At 48.5% G+C, this 26,071-nt stretch carries 24 protein-coding genes and 1 tRNA gene; 10 read left to right on the top strand and 15 right to left on the bottom strand.

The features are described 5' to 3' along the window. Window positions 1-30 precede the first annotated feature (30 nt). From HK25_RS00125 to HK25_RS00115, 3 genes are all read right to left on the bottom strand, one after another. Window positions 31-459 carry an Ivy family c-type lysozyme inhibitor gene (locus HK25_RS00125; protein ID WP_086634896.1) on the bottom strand — a complete coding sequence of 143 codons (429 nt, stop codon included), beginning with the start codon at window positions 457-459 and terminating at the stop codon, window positions 31-33. Window positions 460-580: 121 nt separating this feature from the next. Then, window positions 581-657: transfer RNA gene (locus HK25_RS00120), tRNA-Arg, on the bottom strand. Between the two features lie 59 nt (window positions 658-716). Next, the gene (locus HK25_RS00115; protein ID WP_233127520.1) at window positions 717-1,172 is read right to left on the bottom strand and encodes a hypothetical protein; all 456 of its coding nucleotides are present in this window, start codon (window positions 1,170-1,172) and stop codon (window positions 717-719) included. Between the two features lie 238 nt (window positions 1,173-1,410). Here HK25_RS00115 and guaA point away from each other — a divergent pair, with 238 nt between their 5' ends. From guaA to HK25_RS00100, 3 genes are all read left to right on the top strand, one after another. Next, window positions 1,411-3,012 (top strand): glutamine-hydrolyzing GMP synthase, encoded by a 1,602-nt coding sequence (gene guaA, locus HK25_RS00110; RefSeq protein WP_086555456.1) that lies wholly within the window; start codon window positions 1,411-1,413, stop codon window positions 3,010-3,012. 492 nt (window positions 3,013-3,504) lie between these two features. Further along, window positions 3,505-4,755 carry a hypothetical protein gene (locus HK25_RS00105; RefSeq protein WP_086634895.1) on the top strand — a complete coding sequence of 417 codons (1,251 nt, stop codon included), beginning with the start codon at window positions 3,505-3,507 and terminating at the stop codon, window positions 4,753-4,755. Between the two features lie 28 nt (window positions 4,756-4,783). Continuing rightward, complete coding sequence (locus HK25_RS00100; protein WP_086634894.1) at window positions 4,784-5,893, top strand: DUF563 domain-containing protein; 1,110 nt, start codon at window positions 4,784-4,786, stop codon at window positions 5,891-5,893. A gap of 65 nt (window positions 5,894-5,958) precedes the next feature. Here HK25_RS00100 and HK25_RS00095 read toward each other — a convergent pair whose 3' ends face one another. The 3 genes from HK25_RS00095 to mtnA all read right to left on the bottom strand — a co-directional run bounded on the left by HK25_RS00095 (window position 5,959) and on the right by mtnA (window position 9,254). Beyond that, a complete protein-coding gene (locus HK25_RS00095; protein ID WP_086555272.1) occupies window positions 5,959-6,996 on the bottom strand; it encodes a cysteine synthase A in 1,038 nt (345 codons plus the stop codon). 89 nt (window positions 6,997-7,085) lie between these two features. After that, window positions 7,086-7,973 (bottom strand): DUF2272 domain-containing protein, encoded by an 888-nt coding sequence (locus HK25_RS00090; protein ID WP_086634893.1) that lies wholly within the window; start codon window positions 7,971-7,973, stop codon window positions 7,086-7,088. Window positions 7,974-8,159: 186 nt separating this feature from the next. Then, window positions 8,160-9,254, bottom strand: coding sequence for an S-methyl-5-thioribose-1-phosphate isomerase (gene mtnA / locus HK25_RS00085; RefSeq protein WP_086634912.1), 1,095 nt, complete (start codon window positions 9,252-9,254; stop codon window positions 8,160-8,162). Window positions 9,255-9,551: 297 nt separating this feature from the next. Between mtnA and HK25_RS00080 the strand changes: the two genes are divergently transcribed. Beyond that, the gene (locus HK25_RS00080; RefSeq protein ID WP_086634892.1) at window positions 9,552-10,253 is read left to right on the top strand and encodes a hypothetical protein; all 702 of its coding nucleotides are present in this window, start codon (window positions 9,552-9,554) and stop codon (window positions 10,251-10,253) included. A 34-nt stretch (window positions 10,254-10,287) separates the two neighbouring features. On the opposite strand, the gene HK25_RS00075 is transcribed toward HK25_RS00080, so the two are convergent. Beyond that, a complete protein-coding gene (locus tag HK25_RS00075; protein ID WP_086555268.1) occupies window positions 10,288-10,827 on the bottom strand; it encodes a transcriptional repressor in 540 nt (179 codons plus the stop codon). Between the two features lie 255 nt (window positions 10,828-11,082). Here HK25_RS00075 and HK25_RS00070 point away from each other — a divergent pair, with 255 nt between their 5' ends. Genes HK25_RS00070 through HK25_RS00060 form a run of 3 tightly spaced genes read left to right on the top strand, consistent with a single transcriptional unit; the run spans window position 11,083 to window position 13,506 of the window. After that, on the top strand, window positions 11,083-11,907 hold the full coding sequence (locus HK25_RS00070; RefSeq protein ID WP_233127518.1) for a metal ABC transporter solute-binding protein, Zn/Mn family: 825 nt from the start codon (window positions 11,083-11,085) through the stop codon (window positions 11,905-11,907). Further along, window positions 11,904-12,722 carry a metal ABC transporter ATP-binding protein gene (locus tag HK25_RS00065; RefSeq protein WP_086634891.1) on the top strand — a complete coding sequence of 273 codons (819 nt, stop codon included), beginning with the start codon at window positions 11,904-11,906 and terminating at the stop codon, window positions 12,720-12,722. Before HK25_RS00070 ends, HK25_RS00065 begins: the two co-directional genes overlap by 4 nt. Further along, entirely contained in the window at window positions 12,709-13,506 is a 798-nt protein-coding gene (locus tag HK25_RS00060; RefSeq protein WP_086634890.1) for a metal ABC transporter permease, read from the top strand. The genes HK25_RS00065 and HK25_RS00060 overlap by 14 nt, the downstream gene beginning before the upstream one ends. A 187-nt stretch (window positions 13,507-13,693) precedes the next feature. Here the strand turns inward: HK25_RS00060 and HK25_RS00055 are convergent, their stop codons facing one another. After that, on the bottom strand, window positions 13,694-14,032 hold the full coding sequence (locus tag HK25_RS00055) for a hypothetical protein (RefSeq protein WP_086634889.1): 339 nt from the start codon (window positions 14,030-14,032) through the stop codon (window positions 13,694-13,696). A gap of 92 nt (window positions 14,033-14,124) precedes the next feature. Here HK25_RS00055 and HK25_RS00050 point away from each other — a divergent pair, with 92 nt between their 5' ends. Further along, the gene (locus tag HK25_RS00050) at window positions 14,125-15,150 is read left to right on the top strand and encodes an enoyl-CoA hydratase/isomerase family protein (RefSeq protein ID WP_086634888.1); all 1,026 of its coding nucleotides are present in this window, start codon (window positions 14,125-14,127) and stop codon (window positions 15,148-15,150) included. Between the two features lie 17 nt (window positions 15,151-15,167). Here HK25_RS00050 and HK25_RS00045 read toward each other — a convergent pair whose 3' ends face one another. Next, a complete protein-coding gene (locus tag HK25_RS00045; RefSeq protein WP_086634887.1) occupies window positions 15,168-15,614 on the bottom strand; it encodes a hypothetical protein in 447 nt (148 codons plus the stop codon). Window positions 15,615-15,713: 99 nt separating this feature from the next. On the opposite strand from HK25_RS00045, the gene HK25_RS00040 reads away from it, so the two are divergent. Further along, window positions 15,714-16,790, top strand: a complete 1,077-nt coding sequence (locus HK25_RS00040; protein ID WP_086634886.1) for a DUF563 domain-containing protein — start codon at window positions 15,714-15,716, stop codon at window positions 16,788-16,790. Window positions 16,791-16,797: 7 nt separating this feature from the next. On the opposite strand, the gene HK25_RS00035 is transcribed toward HK25_RS00040, so the two are convergent. From HK25_RS00035 to HK25_RS00015, 5 genes are all read right to left on the bottom strand, one after another. Then, window positions 16,798-17,589, bottom strand: a complete 792-nt coding sequence (locus tag HK25_RS00035; protein ID WP_086634885.1) for an META domain-containing protein — start codon at window positions 17,587-17,589, stop codon at window positions 16,798-16,800. A 51-nt stretch (window positions 17,590-17,640) separates the two neighbouring features. Beyond that, complete coding sequence (locus HK25_RS00030) at window positions 17,641-18,660, bottom strand: SDR family oxidoreductase (RefSeq protein ID WP_086634884.1); 1,020 nt, start codon at window positions 18,658-18,660, stop codon at window positions 17,641-17,643. Window positions 18,661-18,761: 101 nt separating this feature from the next. After that, window positions 18,762-19,373, bottom strand: a complete 612-nt coding sequence (locus HK25_RS00025) for a YqaA family protein (RefSeq protein ID WP_086634883.1) — start codon at window positions 19,371-19,373, stop codon at window positions 18,762-18,764. A gap of 138 nt (window positions 19,374-19,511) precedes the next feature. Beyond that, on the bottom strand, window positions 19,512-20,111 hold the full coding sequence (locus HK25_RS00020; protein WP_086555258.1) for a histidine phosphatase family protein: 600 nt from the start codon (window positions 20,109-20,111) through the stop codon (window positions 19,512-19,514). 6 nt (window positions 20,112-20,117) lie between these two features. Continuing rightward, entirely contained in the window at window positions 20,118-21,050 is a 933-nt protein-coding gene (locus HK25_RS00015) for a ribose-phosphate pyrophosphokinase (protein WP_086555257.1), read from the bottom strand. A 371-nt stretch (window positions 21,051-21,421) separates the two neighbouring features. Here HK25_RS00015 and HK25_RS00010 point away from each other — a divergent pair, with 371 nt between their 5' ends. After that, complete coding sequence (locus HK25_RS00010) at window positions 21,422-22,879, top strand: MATE family efflux transporter (RefSeq protein WP_233127517.1); 1,458 nt, start codon at window positions 21,422-21,424, stop codon at window positions 22,877-22,879. Window positions 22,880-22,995: 116 nt separating this feature from the next. Here HK25_RS00010 and HK25_RS00005 read toward each other — a convergent pair whose 3' ends face one another. Next, on the bottom strand, window positions 22,996-25,050 hold the full coding sequence (locus tag HK25_RS00005; RefSeq protein ID WP_158092900.1) for a glycosyltransferase: 2,055 nt from the start codon (window positions 25,048-25,050) through the stop codon (window positions 22,996-22,998). Window positions 25,051-26,071: the final 1,021 nt, after the last annotated feature.

Here is a 26,071-nt window from a genome sequence, read left to right as displayed (position 1 = left end):
TAGTGCAGCGCCTGACGTGGGCAGGTTTTATTATGTCGGGCTGCCTGGGTTATTGTCCTGAAAGTTTTTTGTCAGCGCATTCATAATAGCGTCGTCTGGCTCCCCAAGTGGCAGCTGATAAAGTTTGCTGCCACGAAAGGTTGAGAGCAGGCCCCAGGCCTGTTTACCGTCTTTTGTGAAAATGAGATTGAGCTGGTGGTCGTGGCAGTTATGTGGCTCACAAATGTTTGTCACGAGATAGGCTTTGCCCTCGATTGTTAATGGCTTAACAATTTCTGATGTGCCCTGGCCGGTTCTCACCCATGAGGGAAGAGTGAGCATTTTTTGATAGGACTTAGAAAATACGGGCTTTTTAATAAATTCAGACGCGTAGGCTGACAGAGGAGCAGGGGTGCTTTGTGCCTGGGCAAGGCCCGGAGCAGCAATACAAAAAGCAGCAGCTAATGTAAGGAAACGCATTTTTTATCCAGTCATTTTGCAAGTCGTGACCGAATACTAAATAAAATGTAAGGCGACAATAAGATTACTTACAAAAGCTCTCATACATTAGAAATTATTTTTCATTTTTGGGATTTTTTATTGGCGCACCCGAAAGGACTCGAACCTCTAACCCCCAGATTCGTAGTCTGGTGCTCTATCCAGTTGAGCTACGGGTGCGCCGTGAGGTGGGTTCTATTATAAGAACGGGGGTGTGGCAACCCCCTTTTTTTGTTTTTTTAATTAATATCGAGAAAATTTTTCCAGGCATTATGTTCAGGCCTGGTCAGAGTGATATGAGCTCTGCATTCGGGGGTGCCGTAAACCCCCTCAAATGTTGTTCCTGAAGGGTGTGCTTCAAAAACTATCGGGAGGGGTTTGTGGGCTGCGTCTTCCAGCAATAACTGCGCATGATAATGTTGTGTGGCTTTATTAGGGACCCCGCGTAAAATTAAAGAGCCGGTGGCTGGCACGAAAACCATACGATGTGGCTCAATCTGCATAAGAGACTGAGCATATGTCGGGCAGTTATGCCCTTTTTCGGCAACAAGTGTCCCTACCCAGTCACCATACGGGTCGTTAGCGGCCAGAGAGGCCGCAGCAGCCGTGTGTGCCCAGGCTGAGCTGAGCATCAGGCCAGCCATGGTAAAGATTCGCCAGGATGAGGCTTTTTTTGAAACACGAAAAAAAGGCATATCTGAAGGTCTGTCCCGTTATGATTTGCTTAAGTGCTCTGTCAGATGTGATGTTTTTACAATCTGTCTTCAAGGTAACATCGCCACAGGTGGCAGGATTGTTTGGTTGTTGCGAGATATTGGGTGACGTCGTGCTGTTGTCGCTTTATATCGGCACAGAGTGCTGTGTTACATTACGTAATGCGGTTTTTTTGATCTGTTATGCCGTTCAGGCCCCGACCAGAAAGACGAGTAGTCCATGTCCGTTGATGACACCACGTCAGCCACTTCCGCCAGGCTGGATGAAACTTTGCACCAGGACCGGATCCTGATCCTTGATTTTGGAAGTCAGGTGACTCAGCTCATTGCACGACGTGTGCGTGAGAGTGGTGTTTATTGTGAAATCTGGCCTTTTACCGTTGATCCTGCCCGTATCGTTGCTTTTGCACCGCGTGGAATTATTCTTTCCGGTGGTCCTGCCAGTGCGATCCAGGCAGATGCTCCACGTGTACCCGATGTTGTTTTTGAAATGGCGATCCCTGTTCTGGGTATCTGCTATGGCCAGCAGGCTATGTGTCTGCAGCTTGGTGGTAAGGTCGAAAGCTCTGACCACAGAGAGTTTGGCCGGGCTTTTGTTGATATTGTTGAAGATTGTTCTTTGTTTCGTGGGGCATGGGCCCGTGGTGGTCGCGAACAGGTATGGATGAGCCATGGTGATCGTGTCACCAGTCTTCCTCCTGGTTTTCGTACTGTGGCAACCAGTGAAGGCGCACCGTTTGCCGTGATTGCCGATGAAGGTCGTCATCTTTACGGCGTGCAGTTTCACCCTGAAGTTGTGCATACTCTGCATGGTGCAGCGCTGCTGCGTAACTTTACTCATAATGTTGCTGGTTGCTCTGGCACATGGACGATGGCTGGTTTCCGCGAGATGGAAATTGCCCGCATCCGTGAGCAGGTTGGTACAGGTAAGGTGATTTGTGGCCTGTCAGGTGGTGTTGATTCATCCGTTGCAGCTGTTTTAATCCAGCAGGCTATTGGTGACCAGCTGACCTGTATTTTCGTTGATCATGGTATGCTGCGTGCCGGTGAAGCTGAGGAGGTTATGGAAACCTTCCGTGGTCGCTTCAACATTAATCTTGTGCACCGTGATGCGTCTGATATCTTCCTGAAAGCTCTTGACGGAGTTACTGACCCTGAAGTGAAGCGTAAGACGATTGGTCGCCTGTTCGTTGAAGTGTTTGAAGAGGAAGCCTCTCGTCTTGGTGGTGCGCAGTTCCTGGCGCAGGGCACGCTTTATCCTGATGTGATTGAGAGTGTTAGTTTCACAGGTGGTCCTTCAGTTACAATTAAGTCTCACCACAATGTTGGCGGCCTGCCCGAGCGCATGAACATGAAGCTCGTAGAGCCGTTGCGTGAGCTTTTTAAAGATGAAGTGCGTGCGCTTGGTCGTGAGCTGAATATTCCTGAGGTGATTGTCGGGCGTCATCCGTTCCCAGGCCCTGGTCTTTCCATACGTATTCCTGGTGCTATTACCCGCGAAAAACTTGATTTGCTGCGTCGTGTTGACACGGTATTCCTTGAGGAAATCCGTGCGGCAGGCCTGTATGATGCGATCTGGCAGGCTTTTGCTGTTCTGCTGCCGGTGCGGACGGTGGGTGTGATGGGAGATGGCCGTACATATGATCAGGCCTGTGCTCTGCGCGCTGTAACCAGCACGGATGGTATGACGGCTGAAGTTTACCCGTTTGATATGGGTTTTCTTAACCGTGTGGCAAGTCGCATTGTAAATGAAGTACGTGGTATTAACCGTGTTACTTATGACATTACGTCTAAACCACCAGGAACGATTGAGTGGGAATGATATCACGTCTGGTATAGGTGGTATTGCCCGGCATGAAAGTGCCTTAAAGCCCGCAGAAATGCGGGCTTTTTTGTGGGTAAATTGCCGTTTTATATTTCATAAATTTTATAAAAAGGGTAAGGAAGCTAAGAATTGTAATTTTGTTTGTAGTTTTATTTGAGTGAGGCAGAATATTATACTTTGGGTTTAAGAAGGAGGCGTAAAGTTTATTTTTTGACGATTTATCGATGATTTTTTGTTTCCTTAGGTTTTTTACATACGTTCTGCTCCCTTGCTATCGGGTATCAGGGGTATCGTGTATTCGTTTTTTTTAACGGCTGGTTTTCGTAAAAAACGTCTTGTTTTGCATATTATCCTGGCCATTAAGGCTTTGTTGTTCAGGCGCTTACATTTCGAGTTTGAAACATATCTCAACCCACCTGGGAAATGAGTTGTAAACTATTTTCAGGTATGGCAAGAAAAATTTATTCCTGCATATTTAAGGGTTGTGTAATGTCAGAAATTATTGAGACTTCTGCAAGTATTCATACTTTTAGAAATTACAGAAACAGAAGCAGAAATAAAAATAATACGCCGATAAATGAAAGTATCAATACTCCGCCTTCAGAGGAAATTACCAATGTTCCTTTAGAGGAAGAAATTCCTGTTTCTTCGGATGATAAATCCGTAACGGAATTTGATATTAAGTCAATCAGTGTCGACATAAATGCAAAAGAATATTTTCAGAAAAATGGTATTAATAGCATAGAAGATGCTTTCAATATTGCCAATATACTGCATGCAAACAAGAGTGTCAGAGAAGCTGCTGTTATCTATGGCCTTGGTTTCAGACTTCACTCAAAAGAACCAAATAAATATCCGCTTGCTCAGACTTTTTTACAAAAACGGCTTCTTTGTTTGCTTAAAGCGGGGGTAGAGCCTCCCAGGCATGAAATTGATCTGCTGCGAGGGTATAATATTCCGTATGCAAATTATATTGAAGGTATTGCCCTCGCATGGAGAGAGAATAAGGGCGAGGAAGCTCTGAAGCATATGAAAAATGCTTATGAAGAGTTTCATACCGGTGAAGAGATTGACAGACTTTATTTCGAGATTGTTCTGAAGTCTGCACCGCAGCTGCTCGACCCTACTCCGGAGGCAGAGAGAAAAGAAAAAATTCCTAATAACCTTTTCATGTACTGGGATAAAAGCCCACCTCCTGAAGTTCTTGATAATTTCGCAATTCATAAAAATATGAAGCAGTTTAATCTTCGTATTTTTGATAAAGAAGAAGCTACTGAGTGGTTATATTCAAACTATGGTGTTGAAGCCCGCTCGATCTTTCTTAATGCCCGCAATTCTGCTGAAGCCGCGGATATACTGCGAGTGCATGTAACGCAGCTGTATGGTGGCTGGTGGATGAATGCAGATCATCGCATCAGAGATGAAGCTGCAGCAGATTTTATGACATCTCAGGATGCTTCTGATGTTTTCTTTGTAACTGGTAATAATGTTATTCATACTGATTGTTATGGTACAATGCCCGGAAGTATGATCGGAGAGGATTGCCTCCTTTCTTTTTACAGAAACTGCTATTTACACCCTGTAATGTTTACAGCTTACAAAACAGGATCCGGGGTTTTTAATCGGGCTGTTAATCGTCGTATCTGGCGTAAAATACAGGGTTTTAACATTAAAGGGACGTTGAAAATTTATGATGAAGCAGCATTTGATAAAGTAATTTATAAATTTCCTTTATGGTAAGCGGTTTCATTATAGTGAGGTTTATATCATGAAGTTCTTCGACCTCTCTTCTGGCAAAAAAACTGTTACCTGTGGCATTTCAGAGTTTCGTGAGGTAAGACCCGGCGAGCGTGTGCAGGGGCCTTTTAAGGTGTGGGAGCTGACGGATAGTCGTGGATGGGTTCATGATTATCACTGGAAAAAACCATCATCTCTTCTGAAACCTGTAGGATTCTATGAGATAGATGATCTGATAGTTACGCAGCCTGGGGGCACAATAGTAAGCACTCATTTTGGTTTTAATTGTGCGACCGGCCTTGATACGCAGAGAAGTATACCAGAGCACCAGAGTTATTTTTCGGGTTCGCCAAAAAATAAAATTATTATTGAGGCGGATGTGATCGCAGGAGATGGTGTTGCTTTTAATGTCTGGGGGCACTGGCTTGTTGATTATCTGCCTCGTTATGGTGTGATTAAAAGCGCGTTGGGGGAACGTTTTTCAGATCTTAAAATTCTCCTGCCTTCTTATACACCTGAGTGGATTTATCACACCCTTATTGTGACGTGTGGTGTTAAACGAGAGAATATTATTACCTATAACCCTGACACAGATATTGTACTGTGTAAAAAGGCTATTCTGCCATCATATTGCTATACGAGGGAATTTTCTTTTCATAGTTTTGTCAGAGAGTTTTATAATGGCATCACCCGGCCATTCACTCCGACAGAAAAAACACGTAAAATTCTGGTTTCCCGGGGAGATTTTTCACACAGTAACCGTCAGTTTGTTCAGCGTGCTGCTTTTGAAGCCAGTGCAGTACAGCGCGGTTATGAAATTATACGTCCTGAGGAGCTTTCTTTAGAAGAGCAGGTTAAAGTTTTTTCTGAAGCTGCCATTATTATTGGTGAGCACGGTTCGGGTATGCATAATGCCTTGTTTGCAGGTAAGGGAACTGTTGTCGGGTGCCTGGGTTTCTGGAACGCTGTGCAGCTCCACATTGGCTACCTGATGGAACATCATAATGTTTATCTGACCAAAGGCTGCCAGTGGCCCACACCAGATCGTAATGAATTCTGGATTGATTGCTCAGATGATGATCTGATGTCGTTTCTTGATAAAACAGAGGCCATAGCATCAGAAGAGGCTGCATCAGCCTAAGTCTGGTATATAATTTTAAAAAAGCCCTTATAAAAAAGGGCTTTTTAATTATGTGGTAGCAGGACTTACGATTTAAGCCAGGGAGCGACAGGCAGGTTTTTACTGTGCAGAAACTCAGGGTTGAACAGTTTTGACTGGTAGCGTGCACCGCTGTCACACAGAATAGTTACAATACGATGGCCCGGGCCAAGCTTGCGTGCTGTACGAATGGCGGCGGCAACATTAATGCCTGACGATCCTCCAACCGACAGCCCCTCATCAATCAGCAGACTATAAATAATGTCCAGTGCTTCAGTGTCAGGAATACGCTCTGCATCATCAATTGGCGCTCCTTCCAGGTTGCCGGTCACGCGGGACTGGCCAATCCCTTCAGTGATGGATGAGCCACTGGCTGACAGGTCATTATTTTTAACCCAGCCGTAAAGACCAGAGCCTTCCGGATCTGCCAGAACAATATGAGGTAATTTTCGACCTGCTTGTTTTGCTGCGTCATGCAGCCCCATAGCTGTACCGGCTAATGTACCCCCGGTGCCGCATGCGCATGTAAATGCGTCAACATTGCCGTTAAGCTGGTGCCAGATTTCAGGAGCTGTTGTCTGACGATGTCCTTCACGGTTTGCCAGGTTGTCAAACTGGTTGGCCCACACATGTCCTTCTTCTTCCGCCAGACGGCGTGAGACATGCACATAATTCCCCGGATCTTTATAGGGTTTAGCTGGTACCAGACGCAGATCAGCGCCGATCATGCGCAAAAAATCAATTTTTTCGCGACTTTGCGTTTCGGGCATAATAATAATGCTGCGGTAACCGCGTGCGTTAGCAACCAGGGTCAGGCCAATACCGGTATTCCCGGCCGTTCCTTCAACTAATGTCCCCCCGGGTTTAAGCAGGCCACGTGCTTCAGCGTCTTCTATAATCGCCAGTCCGGCACGATCTTTGACTGAGCCGCCAGGGTTCATAAATTCGGCTTTACCATAAATTTCACAGCCGGTGAGTTCAGATGCTTTGCGCAGGCGGATCAGAGGTGTGCCACCAATAGCACCAGGCATGGAGAAGGAAGGGTTGCTCCAGCCCGGCAGAGAGGAATGTGCGCTTTCAGTCATCTGGTTACACCTTAATAGAGTTCCGACGAAGTCATAGGTAGGGTCGCGAGCAGGTGACTTCAACAGAAAACTGCAAAAGTCAGTTTGTGTTACCTGCCAGCATCCGGTTCTGCTTCAGCGTCATACAGCACTTCCAGTACAACACACCACGGGTAGCGCTCATCATAGCTTTTTCCTGATGGTGCGGCTATGTGCCCCTCAGTATCTGTTGGTACATGAGTCAGCGCAACGCTGTCGTCGATATTGCCACTGATTGTGCTCAGCTGATGGCCAAAAGGCTGCCCCTGCTGGTTGGTGGCGACAACGTAACCACAATGGGCGGGGAAACCATAAGAGGTTGGCAGGCTGGAGTAGCGAATGAGAGATTTTGCTTTGCCTCGTGCGACACATACCAGGTCACCAGGTTTGGGAGCATAACGCGCTGGGTCCTGTGCCCGTAAAACAGGTGACTGCCCCGAAGCTGCGGCATTAATATAGGTGGCGTGGTTAGGCGAGTAGGGAAAGCGGTTATTTGCCCCGGCAATACGCATTACATAGGAGATAAAGGCTGCTGACCAGGCATAGTCGCCATCATGCACAAAGTCTGTCATTCGGCCGCTGGCATCGTGTTTGCCGGTCCATGCTGTTTCTGTTGAGTCAGGGTCAATACCCACCCACCAGTATTCGCCAACGCGTTGCCACAGGCCGGGGGTGCGTTCGGGCTTTAGTGAGGCATTTTGTGGTTCAGGGCGTGTAGTCGGGTCATCATCATTGACCGGGCTGCCAAACATGCGCCATTCGCGTAAAGCGATAGCGACGACATCCTGGCGGTTAAAAGGCTCAAAATTGTGCGTCGCAAAATCTGGCACATGAGGGTTGTAGCTGTAAGATGATCCTGCCCCGGCGGTTGTGGCAGAGTGCTCCTGATCTGGCCGACTGGCACAATTTGTCAGAAACAGGGGTACCAGCAGGGCTATGGCAGAGAGAGCACGTGACATCTTGTCTCCAGACAGACACAGTGATTTGGGCAACATTGCAATATCAGATTGTATTGCAAACAGGAAAAATGAACATCTGAGCTGAGCATAGGCTGCTCAGAACCATGGGAAAAGAGGGGGATGAAGATTCTTTACCTGTTGTAAAAAAAGACCTCTGCAGTGTCGCGCAGAGGTCTCATTCCTTAGTTAGTTTTCAGGAAACAGAGCACGTAGCCCTTCCGTTGTTGCCGGGCAGCAGCCCCGTTCGGTAATCAGGCCGGTAACCAGTCGGGCTGGTGTGACATCAAAGGCAGGGTTAGCAGCTTTGCTGCCGTCCGGGACCAGTTGCACAGAGGTTATTTCACCTTTGGCTGTACGTCCTGCAATATGTGTCACCTCACTGGCTGAGCGCTCTTCGATAGGAATTTCTTTCACACCGTCAGAAACGGTCCAGTCAATGGTGGTGGAGGGCAGGGCAACCCAGAAAGGTACATTGTTGTCTCTGGCGGCCAGTGCTTTGAGGTATGTGCCAATTTTGTTGGCAACATCGCCCGTGCGGGTAACACGATCTGTTCCTACAATAACAAGATCCACCTGCCCGTGCTGCATCAGGTGCCCGCCTGCGTTGTCGGCAATAACGGTATGCGGTACGCCATGGCCACCAAGTTCCCATGCTGTCAGAGCAGCGCCCTGGTTACGCGGGCGGGTTTCGTCAACCCAGACATGCACCTTCAGTCCCTCGTCATGCGCCATGTAGATGGGGGCAAGAGCTGTGCCCCAGTCAACGGTTGCTATCCAGCCGGCATTGCAGTGGGTAAGAATGTTAACCGGTGACTGGTTTTTACGTTTGCTGGCAATGTCACGTATCAGTTCCAGGCCATGGCGCCCGATTGATTCGTTCTGGGCTACATCTTCATCACAGATTTTTCCGGCTTCTGCATAAGCAGCTTTTACGCGTTCTTGCTCTGGAAGAGGGCGCAGATGTGTCAGAAGCCGGTCAATGGCCCAGCGCAGGTTAATGGCGGTGGGGCGTGTGGCCGCGAGCATAGCCGCCTGTGTTTCCAGAGCATGGTCTGATGCGTTATTGCGCAAAGCAAGAGCCAGGCCATAAGCGGCGACTGCGCCAATCAGCGGTGCACCTCTGACCTGCATGCTGCGTATTGCATGCGCAACATCATCAGGTGTTGTCAGTCGCAGGATGTTTCGTGAAAAAGGAAAAAGAGTCTGATCAAAAATGTTTACTGACCACCCATCTTCCTCATTGATCCAGACGCTTCTGTAAGAGACACCATCAATTTTCATTGTCATAGCTTTCGAGTGAATATTTGCATATAGCATCGCAATTTCAGGTTATTCTGAAAAGCATTTTACAGCCTGACTGTCAGCTTATTTTTGTTTGTGACGCTGAGGGTCATAATCTGGAACATTCTTAATGTCTGAAAGATAAAAGTATTTTTTGCAATTTTCCTGATATTTGTTATGTAGGGGAAGTAAACCGGGTTCATTATGAACTCCGGAGTGCGTTATGTACATTGCTGTATATTCGTCATATTTTAAAACATGCTGATGTTTTTTATAATTTAAAAAAGAGAGGGTTTCATGAGCGGCAGAGAAAAACGTAAAGTTACAACGCGTGCGAAAGCAACACCGGTAAAGAAAACAACGTCTTCTCGTCGTAGTCGTGTTGTGGAGGCAGTAGCAGAGGAGGATATTTCTTCTCAGCGTCCATCACGTCGTGCAACTGTTAAAAAAGTAGCAGCCGCTAAAGCTGAGGCACCTGTTAAGACAAAAACTTCTAAAAAAGTTGCACCGGCAAAAAGTGCAGCGCCGGCTCCGGTTAAAAGCAGCAGGGCTGCGCCGGTGAAGAAAAAAGCAGCTGCGCGGGTTGCAGCTCCTGTGGTGAAGGAGGAAGTTGTCGCGCCTGTGGTTGTGAAGAAGAAAAGAGTGGCAAAGGCAAAGCCTGAGGTTGCTGCTCCTGTACCGGCAGCGCGTGGCCGGGCAGCTGCCACGACCAAAAAAGTAACAAAGACAGTCAAAATTATTGAGCCGGTTGTTGAAAAGCCCAAAGCGGTAAAGAAAAAAGTGGTTCAGGCTGAAGAGACCAGAGTTCGTCTGTCAGCTGTAGAAAAGCTGCGTATTGTCCAGGAAACACGGCGCCGTAAGCGTTATGAACGCCTGGCCGCTGAAGCTGCCGCTGAAGCCGAAAAAGCCAGTGCAGCTAAGACATCACGCAGCCGTAAGGTTGCGTCTAAACCTGCTGCCAGAGCAAAGACGAAAACAACCCGCAGTCGTAAAGCGTAAAATTTCTTTATAGTTTTTGTGTTTCCAGGGGGCGTCATTTTTTTTCGGCGCACCCTGAACACAGCCCCTCAATTTCTATAAAAGCATTTTGTGCGATAAAGCCCCGGGGCTGGCATGATTGTTTTATGGCTTCAAGAATATGTGGTGTGCTGATCTCTGACGTGCTTTTGCATTCGCGGCAGATCAGAAACTGCGCTGTATGTAAATGAGGCGTGTCATCTTTATATTTTTGTGAGCAGTCGTCTGTATGATGCGCATGCAGCAGATGCACACAGGGTACAAAAGCAGAAAGACGCTCAATACGGTGAATGAGACCGTGTTCAAGCAGAAATTCTAAAGCACGGTAGACCGTTGGCGGGGCTGGCTTACGTTCTGGTGTTTTAATTTGCTCAAGCAGATCATATGCCCCAACAGGCTTGCCTGCGCTGAGAATAAGGCTAAGAATTTCTCTGCGTTGTGGTGTAAGGCGACTGCCATTGCGGGCACAAAGTGCTGCGGCTTTATCGAGTAATTCTTCTACAGGTGTTGTTATCTCGCTCTGACAGTCAGATGAGCAGGATGTGTGGCCGGGCATGATGCAGGGTGTCCCTTATCGTTTTTGACTGATGTCAGAGCTTATAAAGCAGATATGTGTAACAGGCGATTCAGTTCAGCATATGAAGCGTTTTGTCTTGTTTACAAGATATGTTATAATATCACATTCTCTGAGTGATGCCGTTTAGTAAGCAGTCACTGTATATAAGGGCCGGAATAGCCGGGGCAGGGTAGTTTTATGCGGTTTTTGTCACTGACGGTGCTTGGCTTAACCGTATGGAGTTTTCTGCCATCTATGGTTTTGGCTTCTGTGCAGGATAAGCCTTCTGTTGTTGCAGCTGAAAATATGTGGGCTGATCTGGCTGCCCAGATTACCGGCCCTGATATGACAGTGACCTCTGTTCTGTCGCGACCTGTGTCAGACCCGCATCTTTATGAGCCTGGCCCGGCAGAAGGGCGTATGGTGAGTGACGCCACTCTCGTTATCGCCAATGGTGCCGGATACGATGCATGGATGGAGCGCCTTGCCCGTACACGTTCTCCCGCTGCATTCCCTGTGCTGCGTGTGCAGGATGTGGCTGACTGGCATGAGGGGGATAATGTTCATTTATGGTATAATATCAGTGCAGTTGAGGCCTTCATAAAGGCTTTTGTCGCGGCGTGTCAGAAGGCTGATCCGTCACATGCTTCGGCTTATGCTGTACGGGGGCAGAGGCTGCAGGCAGCAGTGGATCAGGTTAAAAATGTAATAGCTACAGCACGTTCTGAAGTGTCCGGGCAGCCTGTTGCAGCGACTGAACAGGTTTTTACGCCTCTGGCTGATCGTATGGGCCTCAGGATGAAACGGCAGGGTTTTCAGCTTGCAGTGATGAATGATGTCGAGCCGGCACCATCCGAAGTGGCGATGTTTGAAGATGATATCAGGCAACATCGGATTAACCTGCTTATTTATAATTCCCAGGTTAATCGTCCTTCAGTTGAACGTCTGGTCGCAATGGCAAAGCAGGAGGGAGTGCCGGTTCTGGCTGTGTCCGAAACAATGCCACAGGGTTTACACTGGCAACAATGGGTGAGTGATACAGTGGAGCAGGCTGCCGGCTTGCTTGAGGTAAAAAAGTGACGATACCTGCACTTGAGTTTTCACACGTGACACTTTCACGCGGTGGTCACGATGTTTTGCGGGATGTCAGCTTTAAAATTCCCCAGGGGAGTTTTGTTGGCGTTCTTGGTGCTAATGGTGCGGGAAAAACAACTCTGTTTCGTGGTATTCTGGGGCTTGAGGCACCAGGAGCCGGCACGATATTGTTTGAAGGTCGCAAGGTTCGCCGTGGTAATTCTGCTGCCGGCTATATGCCCCAGATGAGAAACATGCCGGGGGGACAGCTGAGTGGTCTGAGTATGGTCGAGGCGGCTTACCGCGGGCAGGTGCCCGGGCTGCCATGGGGAGGGCGCAAGAGGCGCGCTGCCGCCGAGGCTGCTCTGGCGGCGGTTGATGCTCTTTCTCTCGCTCATCGTCCAGTTGCTACTCTTTCTGGCGGGCAGCGTCAGCGCCTGCTTCTGGCGCAGGTGTTGCTTGATGATCCGTCCCTCCTGCTGCTTGATGAGCCGATGGCCAGCCTTGATCCGGCCAGAATGTCTGACACAGTCACACGTATCCACACTCTCGCCCGCAAGCGTAATATGACCGTGTTGCTGTCAGCACATGATATTAATCCGCTTCTTGGGTTTATGGATTACGTTTTATACCTGGCCGGAGGCAAAGCCTTACTTGGGCCGGTGCGTGAGGTTATTACGTCAGAGACCCTGACGGCACTTTATGGTGCACCGGTTGAAGTGCTTAAGGTTGGTCAGCGTTTATTTGTTGTTGCTGAAGGAGGCGGTGGCCTTTTTCAGTCTCATGATTGTACAGGGCATCACCATAATGCTTCATTATGAGTTTATGCAGATTGCATTTCTGGCGGCCTTTCTGGTGGCTATGGTGTGCGGGCCTGTGGGCTGGTTTCTGGTGTTACGTGGGCAGACTTTTGCCAGTCATGCACTCTCTCATGTTGGTTTTGCCGGCGCGACCGGTGCTCTGCTGCTTGGTTTGTCGCCTTTAGCAGGCATGGCTGGTGGAACGCTCGCCGGTGGCTTGCTTATGGGGCTTGCCGGTGAGCGTATTGCCGGGCGAGATGTTGTGATCGGGCTGGTTCTCTCGCTTGCTCTGGGGCTGGGTGCCTTGTTTCTGCACTTTTTTACACATGCAGCAGGCGCATCCGCGGCTTTGCTTTTTGGTGATATTTTTGGTGTGAGCTGGTCTGTACTCACCTGGCTCGCAGCTTTAAGCATGTTGAGTCTGGCTGTCCTGGGCTTCTTGTCGCGTCCGCTTTTATTTGCGACGCTTCAGCCTGAGCTGGCAGAAGCCAGGGGTGTTAACCTGCGTGTAATGGGCATTTTGTTTTTGATGCTCGTGGCTATTACAACGGCTGAGTGCGCTCAGGTAACCGGCATATTACTTGTCTTTACGTTGATGGTCGCACCGGCGGCAGCTGTTCTTCGTCTTGGCCTGCCACCATTCGCAGGCTTGCTCTGTTCTGCCTTTCTGGCTGTTACGGAAGCCTGGGCAGGGCTGGTGCTTTCCTGGTATACGAATGCACCCGTGTCATTCTGGATTGCCCTGATGGGAGGGGTGTTCTTTGTTACGGCCGAGACCGTTATGCGCGTGGTTCGCAGGGCATAATGTCGCCTGAAATCTGATCGTTATTGCGGTATAGACCAGCAGATCCAGCTGCCTAATGCCAGAAAAATTGCGATGAATATATGAATAATGATAAGCGCTTTTACTGTAATGACAGGCACATCCTGGCTTGGAGATTTATTGTCGGGTTGCTGAGCCATCTTTTTTCCTTAAAGGGTGTCCGGGCAGGTTATGAAACCGGAGTATGTAGCAGCGGGTGATGATTACGGTTGAAATAAACCAGCCCTGCGGCTTTTTCATGAATGGTCAGAGCCTGCACTGTATAAATACATACACTATGTATGCTGACTTCTACAACACGCTGAAGAAGACAGTCAAAAAAGTTCAGGCCGCGTTCGGGACAGGTGCGTTTGTGGTCAAAGCTGCGTGTATTTGATAGTTGCTGTTGACACCGGCCCGTAAAATAGGTGGCATATTTGTATATTGCATACTGCTGAAGAAGTGCTGTCCGTAACATTGCAGAGTTATCCGTCATGATAACATTAACGGCAGCATCAGGGCGCGACATAGCAGTGTGGCAGGAGTGACTTTGAGGGAATATTTATCCTCCTCTGGTATAGTATTCGGGTGTTTTGCGTGTAGGAATAAAGAAGGAAAGCAATGACAGAAACGCATCTTTCTCTCACCCCGGTGGTGCTTACACAGCAAAAAGGTCACCTTGGCCGCATCATTCTTAACCGCCCCCGCCAGCTTAATGCTGTTGATTATGAGATGGCCTGCGGTATTGGTCGCGTGCTTGATGCCTGGGAACAGGATCTTTCGGTTCGTGTTATAGTTTTACAGGGTGTTGAAGCCCGCGCTTTTTGCGCCGGTGGAGACCTGAAAGCGATTTATGCTCATATTGCCCGGGGTGAGACGGCAGAGATCTATCAGAAAATGCTGGCAACCTATGCTGTGATGAGGCGCATTGCTGCGTTTTCCAGGCCGGTTGTATCGCTCATGGATGGTATTGCCATGGGGGGTGGTATTGGTCTGGGTGGTCATGCTGCTTATCGCGTTGTTACAGAGCGTTCTGTGCTGGCGATGCCGGAAACGGGAATAGGTTTAACGCCTGATGCCGGCGGATCATGGATTCTTTCCCGCGCGCCCGGTTTTTTTGGTCTGCGTCTTGCTGTGACAGGTGGAGTGATGACCCCTCAGCAGGCTGTGACCGGTGGTTTTGCTGATTACCTGATGCAGTCTGACACTCTGCCTGCTCTTGTGTCAGAACTTGAGCATCGTATGCCTGAAGATGTTTTTGCTGCTGTGCCGCATGTTGTGCCTGCCAGAGCATCAGAGCTGGATGTCTGTTTTGACGCCCCTGACCTGCCATCAGCTTTAGAAAAGCTTGCCTGCATATCGGGGGAGGAGGCGCAGAAAGACCGCGATCTGATTGCACGGGCCTGTCCGTTCTCATTATGTCTGTCGTGGGAAGCCTGGCACCGGGCCAGAACACTGCCTGCGCTGGCGGATGCTTTCTCTCAGGAGGAGTGTCTTGTCGGGCATCTCCTCAGGCGTCACGATTTTTCAGAAGGTGTGAGGAGCAGGTTGATTGATCGTGACAATACTCCGCGCTGGTCTCCGTCTGTGCTGGACGCTGTGAATGATGAAGAGATCATGCAATGTTTTGAAGCACTGCATGAGTGAGCGACAGGTATAAAATTTTATTCTTTTTTTGCGGAGGGACGAAGAAAGGCTTTCCAGAGTTCGTATTCATCACTGAGTTCGGGCGAAGGGCATCTCCATTCCGATTTGCCATATAAGTGGTAGTGTTTTTTGCCTGAAATGATTTCCCCAAGACGTACCGAGACAGCGACGTCAGGGTTTTGTCGCAGGTACCAGTCTTCAGAAAATTTATACGAGCCGCCCTCGCGCTCCTCCCAGTACCCTGCATTGAGAAAATGTGTCAGGCCGGAATCTATAGCGCCTCTGTTTACAGCTTCGGCTACATCCGGGTTTGTTTTCAGATATTGTGCTTCATTAAAAGGTTGCTGCATCATGTAAGTATGAAGCAGAAATATAAAAAGATCTTTGGGGACAGAAATTATCTCTTTTTGTGTTGATAAAGGGTTTTCACCAAGAATTTGTATAAGTAGAGAAGAGGGTATCATGAAAATCGCCAGGTTATATATTTATTAAAATAATATTTATCTAATGAGGGTTATTATTTAATTTTTATTATTAAAAGTAAAGAAGAAGATAATTATAAGATGAAAAAAGATCTGTCTTCTGTGAAGACGGTTGATTTGAAAGCAGCCGCCGGGCAAACTCTGGCAGAGCTCTTCTCTCCCGCATTTTTTCAGCCTTCTCCCGCCGTACAAAACCTGCATCTTGTGCCGGATGATGTTTTACAGGCTATGCATGCCGGGTGGCATACAGGGCAGCATATGCCCCGCCCTTTTATTATACGCCGTCTTTCAGATGTTTATGTGACTGAAGAGGGGCTGGTTTTTACCCGCGATAATGAGCTGATTATACAAACAATAGCGCAGCATAGTGCGGCAGAGTGTCAGCGAGCGTATGAGCGTGTTCTGTCAAAAACCGAGAGTGTGCCGGAAGAAAAACCCAGCCTGCTTTTGCGAAAGCGGGGAGATCATAATTATGGTCACTGGCTGGTTGAACTTTTGCCCAGGCTCTGGCGGGCTGAGCGGGTGGGGTCTTACAGCTGTCTGGTGGTGCCGCAGGTATCAGGCGCAATGCAGGCAGTAATACGTGATTCTGTCGCCCTCTCTTCACCACGGTATTATCAGTATCTGTCTCTTGGAAATGATGAGGTTCGTTATTTCAGAACTCTTACACTGGTTGAGGGGCTGACAGATCACGGTGTGTATATGTCTCCTCTTTGCTTTGAGCGTAATGAGCAAATGAGTGCGGCAATGTTCTCTGGTTCTCCACTCAGATTATATATTGCTCGTCCCGGTAGCCGACGCAGCCTTGCTCATGAAGAGCAGATACAGGCTCTTCTGATACGCTATGGCTTTATAACGGTTGACCCCGCAGCTTTAACATTGCTTGAGCAGATTAAGCTTTTCCGGAATGCCGCCTGTGTTGTGGGGGTGATGGGAGCAGGCATGAGCAGCATAGTATTTTGTGCGGCCGGGACAAAGGTTGGCATTTTAGCACCTGCGACTATGCCAGATACATTTTATGCTTTTATTGCAGGTATTCGTGGCCTGACATATCAGGAAATACGCGGTGAGACGGAGCCCCCCTCAACGACCTGGGATGTTCCGTTTGTCATTTTGCCCGAGCAGCTTGAAGCCCTGCTCAGGCAGTGGGCATTATAGCGCTGACTTACTTCAGTGGCAGGTGAGACTGGCGATGAAAAACGAGCAGAGGTTCTTTTGCCTGATTACTCAGGGTCAGTATTTCACCCTGTGAACTGATTTCCCAGTTTTTTACAGTTTCCAGGCTATGCAAAAAAGCTCTCTCGCGCTGGGTTACTGTGCTGTCAGCACAGGCCATTTTTGTGCTTGCGACTGCAGAAAATGCTATTGTTTGACCCGTGGCCGTATAGCGGCCTTTTATGGTGTTACAGACTGTTGATCCGCTTACAGCACCGTCTCCATGCAGGTCCAGAGTTGGTGTGATGGTGCCGTCACGCAGTGAGGTCTGGCCAATTTTATCGGTGTGCCATGAACCTTTAAGAGTATGGGGTAAGGGCTGTGTCACTTCTCTGCGCAGTATGATCGTGATGTCTTTACTGGTTTTTAAACTGACCGGAGCTGGTGAGGGTGTTTTAAACCAGGGCTGTCCATCAACAAAAATAACGGCAGATAAAGCGTAGGTGTGTCCAGGCTTAAAAAGGTTGCGGTTTATACTCAGATGAAATGGTACCGGTACCTGCTGGTTAATATCCATGCTGTCAGTTGAGATGACAGCCGGCGCCTTTGAAATTGTGCTGACATCAAGCAGGCGAACCTCAGCCCGGGCTGCAGGTAGCAATATGCGTTCACGGTAGATCAGGTTTCCCTGCAGTGTCAGAGGGGTTGTCTGAGCCTGTGCCCGGGATGACTGAAAGCCACAACTAAGAAGCAGGGCAGACAGGGCAAGTGTTGTACGACGACGAAGCAACAGCAAAGACATCAGAACTCTCCGGGTGATACAGGATCAGATGTTATATGAAACGCAGTTCTCTCAGTGGTGGTTTTGTTTTTCTTTTGTGTTGATAAAATGCGTGATCAGGCTGGTCAGGCCGATCGCCAGGAGTGCCCCCTTTAACCCTGCAAGAAGGCTTGAGGGTATATAGAATGACAGAGGGCTGTCAGCGCGTCTTGTTTTACTGTCAAAGTCGCCATGTGCACCCATAATGCCCGCAGGTGAGGTATAGAGGTTGTCTGCTGCGTGGTCAGGTGCATAGACTTTACTCAACTGTGCTTTGTACCCTTTTTGTGCCAGTTTTTTGATGCTGTAACCGGTACCGGTAATTTTATGCAAAAATGACAGGATTGCTTCAGGACCGACCGATATTGTGTCGCTGGTTGTAAAAGCAGCGCGGCAAATAGCTTCGGCAGCGACTTCAGGCTCATAGACTGGCCCTGCAGGGCGAAGTGTCTGGCCTGTTGTGTTACGTGTCCACCGGTAGCGCGGTGTATTGATTGCAGGCAGATCAACAGTCACTACACGAATGGCATCAGCATCGTGAAGCAGTTCAGCGCGCAGGCTGTTACAGAAAGCACGAAGAGCCGCCCGGGCGCCATTCTCAGCAGCCTGAAGCGGCATGTCACGTAAAGACGGGGCCAGATCGAGGTTAATAATAACTCCCTGGCTGCGTCGGCGCATATGCTCCAGTGCAGCGAGGGTGCCATTGACGCTACCCATATATGTGACGTCCGTTGCGCGCTGAATGTCCTGTGCGCAGAGTGATGTGACCTGCCCGATAACTGTTGCACCGGCACAGTTCACCCAGACGGCAATCGGGCCAAGTTCGTTTTCGATCTGCTCAGCAGCCTGACGTAAGGCCTCAGAGCTGGTCACATCAAGGGCAAAGGTCATCGTTTTAATGGCGTGCTCATGCAGGTCTTGTACGGCTTCAGCCAGTCGTTCTTCATTGCGTCCGATCAGCGCAATGTCAAAGCCGGCTCGTCCCAGAGCCCGGGCGGCAGCACGACCAATGCCTGTACCGGCACCAGTGATAACAGCGATCTGAGAGGGCATAATGAAGCTCCTGCAATAAAGCGGCATCAGAGAATAGGGAGTCTTGTGTGCCTTTTCCTGCGTTTTACTGCAAGAGCTGAGCCCGGATACGTTCTTTTCTGTTACAGGTAATGTAAGAGAAGGAAGCCGCTGATAAAGACAATGGCTGCAGCACCCATGACCAGAGGCAGGCGGGTTTCGATAAATTTTTCAATGGAGGGGCCAAACTGTTTCAGCAGGCCTGCGACCAGAAAAAAACGTAGCCCGCGTGTCACCGTACAGGCGACAATAAATGGCAGTAATGCAAAATGCGCCATACCGCTGGCAATAGTAACCAGCTTGAAGGGAATGGGTGTGAGTCCTTTGAGCAGAATAAACCAGACACCCCACTGACGAAATTTCTCCTGCAGCGAGATCAGTGTGTGTTCAGCATGGTAAAAATGCACAATAGGGCGTGCTATGAGGTCAAGCAGCATGGCCCCGATCAGCCACCCCAGTAAGGCCCCGAATACGCTGAACACAGTGCAGATAAAGGCATAACGCCAGGCATATTCACGGCGTGCCAGCACCATAGGTATCAGCAGAGTTTCGGGAGGGAGGGGGAAAAAGCTGGCTTCGCAGAATGTCAGAAAAGCCAGCCATGCAGGTGCATGAGGGCTCGCGGCGTGGGCACAAACACGGGTGTACAGACGCTGAAACCATGATGGCCGGGAATGAGAGGAGGCATTTTGCATGATGCTGAGCAATGCCACGTCCAACTACCAGAGGCCAGAGTTATTTAGTTGTAAATTCTTTTCGGGACGTATCACGGAGGGCGGTTAACCAGCACAAACAGATTAACCGCCTTTCGTCACTTAATAATTTTTAGCTGGCTATTCAGACATCATGGTCAGATGCCATGGCAGGTTCGGGGCACGGCCAGGCTCAAGCCATAAAGGCGTTGCATTGGGCAGCCTGACATTGGCCGGCAGGTGCATGGCAGCGCGCAGAGCCCTGAATACGGCACCATGGCCAACGATCAGCGGTACACCGCCACCATGAGTGGCGCGGTTTACGGCTCGTACGGCCCGTTCGCGCAGGTCAGAAAATTTTTCTGCACCATCAGGCGTATATTCGCCTGCAATCCAGCTGTCGTACCAGTCTCCCATCGGCTGGCCTTCCTGCTCACCAAAGCAGACCTCCTGCAGGTGTTCATCTGTGGTGACAGGCATTGGCTTTAAACCCCGTTCAATCAGCCCGTCACGCACGGTGACGGCCGTCTGAAAAGCACGGTCAAGCGGAGAGCTGACAATATGGGTGAAGGGCACGTGTTTCTTAAGCCCGCCCAGAACCAGCTCAACGGCAGCCTGTGCCTGCGCGGCACCCGTGATATTCAGGGGAATGTTGGTTCGTCCCTGAGAGAGGCCATCACGATTCCAGTCAGTCTGGCCATGACGCAGGTACCAGTATGAGCGTAATTCAAGTAAGGGCATAGATCCTCAGTCGAAAAGAGACGAGACAGAGCTTTCGTCAGCCACAGCACGCATAGCGCGGGCGAGCAGACCAGCAATAGTAACCTGACGGATATTTGGCGCGGCTGCAACTGCTTCTGTTTCTCTGATGCTGTCGGTGAGCGTCAGCATTTCAATGCAGGAGTTTGCAATACGTTCAACAGCATTACCTGTCAGGACACCATGCGTTACATAAGCACCAACTGAGGCGGCCCCATTATTGGCAATAGCCTGTGCTGCGTTGCACAGTGAGCCACCGCTATCAACAATATCATCGACCAGCAGGCAATGGCGGCCGCGTACATCACCAATAACATTCATGACCTCAGAGACACCCGCACGTTCACGGCGTTTATCGATAATGGCGAGATCTGTGTTCAGTCGCTGGGCCAGCTGACGGGCGCGCACCACACCGCCGACATCAGGGGAGACAATCATCAGGTCGCGTTTACCGTAGCGGTCCAGAATATCGCGTACAAAGAGAGGCGCGGCATAAAGGTTATCAACCGGAATATCAAAGAAGCCCTGAATCTGCATAGCGTGGAGGTCAAGGGTCAGAATACGGCTGGCACCGGCTTCAACCAGAAGGTTGGCAACAAGCTTGGCACTGATAGGGGTGCGGGGGCCTGATTTGCGGTCCTGACGGGCATAACCGAAATAGGGGATGACTGCTGTGATACGACGGGCCGAGCCACGACGCAGCGCATCGAGCATGACCAGGAGTTCCATCAGGTTATCATTGGTGGGTGTACATGTGCTCTGGATAACAAAGACATCCTCGCCACGCACATTTTCATGGATCTCTACAAAGACTTCCATGTCAGCAAAACGCCGCACAGTGACATTGCAAAGGGGCAGGCTGAGTTCTTTTGCGACGGCTTCAGCCAGCGGGAGGTTGCTGTTACAGGCGACAATCTTCATGATGGTGATGGTTCCCTGCTCTTTTCGGGTGAGCTTTAAACAGGCGGTGAGACGGGCCGGTCTTTAGCAACCACAGCGCCGGTTGTCATCTATAAGGTCAAAAAAATAGCAACAAAATCTGTAAGGCGGCACGTGTGCCCTTGCGTCATAATCAAGGGTTCTCTAACGACTGGTCACATCATGAGTATTGCGCCACCTGTTTTCCCCGCCGCTTTTTTTGCCCGAGTCTGTAACCGGCACTGAGCCTGTTCAGCATCCTGCTTTTTCGCCGGATCGGGCAATTTCTGCCCCATGCTCTGGCTCGTGCGGAGAAAAAACCTTAAAGTTGAATTTGTTATAATGGTGCCAGTAAGCACAGAAGTGGAAGAAATATGTCGAAAGACGGCCTGACATCCGGACGCAAAGCCTGTTTTACGACTGGCAGTATTATGCGGCATGTTCTGGTTATGGCAGGTACCGGGGCAATTGGTCTCATGGCTGTTTTTGCCGTTGATATGCTCAATATGGTCTATATTGCGCATCTGGGACAACCAGCGCTAACGGCAGCCATTGGTTTTGCCGGGGCTGTGATAGGCCTGCAGATTGCTGTTTCTATTGGTCTGACTATCGGAATAAGTGCCGCAACCGGGCGTCTTATTGGTGCCGGCCATCATGATGATGCCAGGGGAACAGCATCTTCAGCTCTGACTGTGACGTTGCTTTTAACGGCTTTACTCGGTGTTTTAACCGCTTTTGCTGCACATCCTCTTTTGTGCCTGCTTGGGGCGAAGGATGAGGCTCTACGTCAGGCGACGCATTATCTGTGTGTTGTCAGTCCATTTCTGCCGCTGATCTGTATGGGGATGGGCTGTTCTTCCCTCATGAGAGTGGTAGGTGATGCCAAAGGGTCCATGCATATTACGCTCGTCGGGGCGGTGATATCGGCAATCCTTGATCCGATTATGATTTTTGGGCTGCATGAGGGGCTGACCGGTGCCGCCATCAGTACGATCCTTTCAAGGCTGGCTGTGGCTGCTCTGGGCCTTAAAGGCGCATTACGGCATGATATGCTGTGCTGGCCCGTTCCGTCCCGTATTCTGGCTGATACCAGGCGCGTTGCTTCAGTGGCTATGCCTGCCATTCTTACAAATCTGGCTACACCTGTTGGCGGTGTTTACGTGACTCAGGCGATGGCGCGCTTTGGTCTGGATGCTGTTGGTGGTCAGGCCTCTATTGAGCGTACAACCCCTGTATTATTTTCTCTCGTATTTGCGCTGACAGGGTCAGTGGGGCCTATCATGGCGCAAAATATGGGAGCCGGCCTTTATCACCGTGTCAGAGAGACACTGACAGCAGCTCTGAAGCTTGTTCTGGTGAGTATTGGCGTGACGTGGGTTATTCTGGCCAGTCTGCAACATTATGTTGTCGTTATTTTTAACGCCCAGGGTGATGGGGCCATGCTTATTCACCTGTTCTGTTCGCTGACCATTGGTAGTTATTTGTTTGTTGGTATGCTGTTTGTGGCGAATGCGGCCTTTAACAATCTGGGACACCCGCTGTATTCGACGGCCTTTAACTGGGGGCGGGCAACTTTGGGTACAGTGCCTTTCGTCTGGGCCGGGCAGCATTATGGTCCTGGTGGAGTGCAGCTTGGTCAGGCTGCCGGGGTGATTATTTTTGGTACACTCGCTGTTGTGACGGCATTTCGTGTGACACGACACCTGGCAGGTTCAGTGCCTGAGCATGCTGGTGCAGGTGTTATGGCCTCTGATGTGCCGGTTATAAGTGCAGAATCTGCTATGGCTGAACTTGATGAGCTGGCAGCGCCTTTGTCGGATGAGTGTCAGTAACGGGGTGATGTTATCCCGTGCCGTTTGGATGCTTTGAGAACCAGACCTCGTCATAACATTACAAAAAATATGACAGGCAAGGGGCAGCTCTGAGAAAAAGCGAGTCTGGTGGGGGGCTACGATCTCAGGGGTGGAAGAGTATTTTCTCCCGGAGAGGGTAATGATTGTTGTGTCGCCCACAGAGAAGGGTTGTGCAAAACTATGAGCAGCTGAAGTGGCCGGGTATGTAAGGGTACTACTGTGCCATTATGTGTTTTTCTGATACGTTCAGCCTGTGCACCGATATCATATGCTATGACAGGGCGCATTGCTGTCCATATCTGTGTGAGAACATATGACCATGTTTCAGGCCAGACTGAAGGCAGAAAAAACCAGTCGATGCAGTGCTTGTTTGTCAGCTCTGTAATTTCATATTCCTGGTAGGGGCCTGTGATGGTTACTTTCCCTGTTGCCAGAAGCTCCTGGTCATTACAGCTGTAACCCACAAGAATAAAATGCACAGGGGCATTAATGGTGGCTGCCAGTTGTGCCAGATGGAGGAGCTGATAGTAGCCTTTTTCAGGCCCGATAGCCCCCATTATACCAACATGGCGGTTTTTTCCTTTTGTCCGGGGAGTGAAAGTCAGTGTTTCATTTCCGGATATTTTTTCCCAGGGGCGTATGCTCGGTTTGATATTCAGCTGCCGGCAGATGCGCTCTCCTGCATCTTTTGAAGGAGCATAATTTTTTTGTGCATTTTTTAAAATTTTATGAGTGTATTGTTTTAATATTTTTATTTTGGTGGTGTCACCGGTTGTGTCGCCCTGTGAGCTGGAATTAAAGCACGCCTGACAGCAGGTCAGCCTAGGCTCTCCGCAATAATGTGCAGAAGGTGTTGTTAATGTAATGCGCGGGCAGAACCACGAGTAATCATGAATAAAAACGTCATAGGGAATATCAAGGCTAGTAAGTTCGTAAATTTTTTTAATGCCGTGACCAATGTAGCTGTGAATTTCAATTTTTGAGCATTTAATTTTTCTCAGAAGTGCATTTAGTGCTTTGGCACTGCGTGGTAAAATCAGATTGCGATAATCATTGTTGGGAATGTCTTCCAGCTTCCATAAAGGGACACCGGATTCAGAGGTAATGGGTTTGAGTGAAAAGGGATGGATATTGTGAACCAGGTAGTGTTTTGCACGTTCGCCAATATGTTTTGATAAACCACCTGCACGGTCATGTGTGACAAGTAAAACTGATTGTGAAAATAGATTATTTTTTGAAAAAAGAGCGATGTCCATCATACGACGAAAAGGGAGAAGCGGGTCGCACCGCAGCCATGACTGTACAAGTTCATCGTAGCCAGGATGCATGGCGTTAAGAATTTTTAAATTATGCCTTATCAGATCTTTTTTTACGGAGCTGAAAGACTGTCCTTCTGCATGTCCGACATAAACACCAGGACAGGCAACGTGGCGCCAGCCTAAAGCAGCGGCGCGCCGTGAAAAATCGTTTTCTTCTCCATATCCCTGTGCAAAGGCATCATATCTGAAAAGTCCTGTTTCCTGCAGGCACTCTGCTTTTATATACATACAAAAACCATGTGCGGTTGGTACTTCCGGCACCTCGCTTTGCCAGATTTTTTCAGCCAGCTGATCAAGTTCGGCGCATTTTTTTACAGTGGGAACGGGTGTACTAATATTGATTTCGGGATAACTGAATATTGTTGCACTGTTGGATAAAGGTGTTACCGTGCCGATGTCTGAAGTTATATAGGCTGTCAACTGAAGTTTTTTAAAAAATCTTTCTGAAACAATAGTATCGCTATTGAGTAAAAGAACATCCTCATTTTTATAACGGGCTTTGAGGCCGGTATTGGCAGTGGCAGGAAAGCCCTGATTTCTCTGATGCTGAATAATAACGGTATCAGGTATAAGTTTTTGATATAAAAAGAGAAGTGAATGAATGCGTCTATCTGTAGAGGCGTCATTGACCAGAATCAGGCGGACCGAAGCCGGTTTAAATTTTTTGAGTTGCCGCAGGCAGGTTTGTGTGACGGTAAAGCCATTATAAACAGGGACGATAATGCAGGCGGGTTTTAGGTCGGCTGGTAATGTTTTCCTGGTGTTGTCAGGGGCGGTCAGGAATATAGCCGGGAAATTTCTTTCTGTTTCTAACGCATAACGATATGCCATGTTTTGAAATAATGAGAGAGAGACAGGACTACCATACAGATTTTTACCATTGTCAGTTTTTACAAATAAAAGACCCGCGTTTTTTCTTAAGGAAGGAAGAAAAAAAGAGAAATAATGCTTTTCAGAATCTTCTTTGAGAAAACTAACATCAGAGTATTTTTTTTGCGAAATTTTTATTCTTTTCAGAAGAAAATATTCTTTATCCTGCATAGATGATATCAGAAGGCTGATATCGCGTTCGGGATCAGTGTCGCAGCATACCCAGCCAGTGATATGGCAACCAGAGATTTCTGCGAAGCCTCTTACATGAAGAAATGTGGGAATGTTGAAAGTATAGCGAATATTTTTTTTATTTTTTGCTGAAACTGTAAGAATTTTTGCGCTCTTCCAGTCAGAGGGGAGGCGTATAATTATTTTATTTCTGGCTGGTTGTAGTACGAATTTATACTGATCAAGGGTAACCGTCAGGCCATTTAATTGTGAATAATCGTGGCAGTAAAGTGTTATTTTCCCTGTGAGTGAAAATGCCGTAAAAAAAATATCTGGTATATTCTTAATGATTAAAGAAAGAGTTTTTTCAAAAATCGGGTGTGAAGGAGGCGTAAACTGGCTAAGAAAATTTTTACATGCATCGTGTGCGAGAGCCCAGTGTGAAAAAAATGTATGGCTCGCAATAAGTAAAAAATGGCAGAGACTGGAGGGATATTTCTGAGCTAAAAAACCAAAGGCTTCTGATGCTGATGCCTTGTTTTGTAACAGGCGCAGACAGCCAATTATCATTGTAATGCGTGCATCACTCGGAGCAATTTTTTGAGTGTATTCACAATAAAGAAGAAGCTCTGGTGTGATATTTTTTTTTTGATAGAGATTCCACAGCAGGGTATAGTCAGTTTTTGATATAATTAAGGTTTTGTGCAGTAAATCCCCGGTAAATTGACGTAACATTCTGATAAAATTCAACATAATTATCATCAGTAATTTTATTATAAGTAAAGTTAAGAAATTTATATAAAAATACAAA

The sequence above is a fragment of the Acetobacter sp. DsW_059 genome (genome assembly GCF_002153695.1).
Taxonomy (GTDB): domain Bacteria; phylum Pseudomonadota; class Alphaproteobacteria; order Acetobacterales; family Acetobacteraceae; genus Acetobacter; species Acetobacter thailandicus.
This window is presented reverse-complemented; position numbering and strand designations above follow the sequence as displayed.

Coding starts and splice junctions, on each gene's coding strand:
- HK25_RS00125 (WP_086634896.1), bottom strand. CDS start 459: ATGCGTTTCCTTACATTAGCTGCTGCTTTTTGTATTGCTGCTCCGGGC.
- HK25_RS00115 (WP_233127520.1), bottom strand. CDS start 1,172: ATGCCTTTTTTTCGTGTTTCAAAAAAAGCCTCATCCTGGCGAATCTTT.
- guaA (WP_086555456.1), top strand. CDS start 1,411: ATGTCCGTTGATGACACCACGTCAGCCACTTCCGCCAGGCTGGATGAA.
- HK25_RS00105 (WP_086634895.1), top strand. CDS start 3,505: ATGTCAGAAATTATTGAGACTTCTGCAAGTATTCATACTTTTAGAAAT.
- HK25_RS00100 (WP_086634894.1), top strand. CDS start 4,784: ATGAAGTTCTTCGACCTCTCTTCTGGCAAAAAAACTGTTACCTGTGGC.
- HK25_RS00095 (WP_086555272.1), bottom strand. CDS start 6,996: ATGACTGAAAGCGCACATTCCTCTCTGCCGGGCTGGAGCAACCCTTCC.
- HK25_RS00090 (WP_086634893.1), bottom strand. CDS start 7,973: ATGTCACGTGCTCTCTCTGCCATAGCCCTGCTGGTACCCCTGTTTCTG.
- mtnA (WP_086634912.1), bottom strand. CDS start 9,254: ATGAAAATTGATGGTGTCTCTTACAGAAGCGTCTGGATCAATGAGGAA.
- HK25_RS00080 (WP_086634892.1), top strand. CDS start 9,552: ATGAGCGGCAGAGAAAAACGTAAAGTTACAACGCGTGCGAAAGCAACA.
- HK25_RS00075 (WP_086555268.1), bottom strand. CDS start 10,827: ATGCCCGGCCACACATCCTGCTCATCTGACTGTCAGAGCGAGATAACA.
- HK25_RS00070 (WP_233127518.1), top strand. CDS start 11,083: ATGGTTTTGGCTTCTGTGCAGGATAAGCCTTCTGTTGTTGCAGCTGAA.
- HK25_RS00060 (WP_086634890.1), top strand. CDS start 12,709: ATGCTTCATTATGAGTTTATGCAGATTGCATTTCTGGCGGCCTTTCTG.
- HK25_RS00055 (WP_086634889.1), bottom strand. CDS start 14,032: ATGTCGCGCCCTGATGCTGCCGTTAATGTTATCATGACGGATAACTCT.
- HK25_RS00050 (WP_086634888.1), top strand. CDS start 14,125: ATGACAGAAACGCATCTTTCTCTCACCCCGGTGGTGCTTACACAGCAA.
- HK25_RS00045 (WP_086634887.1), bottom strand. CDS start 15,614: ATGATACCCTCTTCTCTACTTATACAAATTCTTGGTGAAAACCCTTTA.
- HK25_RS00040 (WP_086634886.1), top strand. CDS start 15,714: ATGAAAAAAGATCTGTCTTCTGTGAAGACGGTTGATTTGAAAGCAGCC.
- HK25_RS00035 (WP_086634885.1), bottom strand. CDS start 17,589: ATGTCTTTGCTGTTGCTTCGTCGTCGTACAACACTTGCCCTGTCTGCC.
- HK25_RS00030 (WP_086634884.1), bottom strand. CDS start 18,660: ATGCCCTCTCAGATCGCTGTTATCACTGGTGCCGGTACAGGCATTGGT.
- HK25_RS00025 (WP_086634883.1), bottom strand. CDS start 19,373: ATGCAAAATGCCTCCTCTCATTCCCGGCCATCATGGTTTCAGCGTCTG.
- HK25_RS00020 (WP_086555258.1), bottom strand. CDS start 20,111: ATGCCCTTACTTGAATTACGCTCATACTGGTACCTGCGTCATGGCCAG.
- HK25_RS00015 (WP_086555257.1), bottom strand. CDS start 21,050: ATGAAGATTGTCGCCTGTAACAGCAACCTCCCGCTGGCTGAAGCCGTC.
- HK25_RS00010 (WP_233127517.1), top strand. CDS start 21,422: ATGTCGAAAGACGGCCTGACATCCGGACGCAAAGCCTGTTTTACGACT.
- HK25_RS00005 (WP_158092900.1), bottom strand. CDS start 25,050: ATGGCATATCGTTATGCGTTAGAAACAGAAAGAAATTTCCCGGCTATA.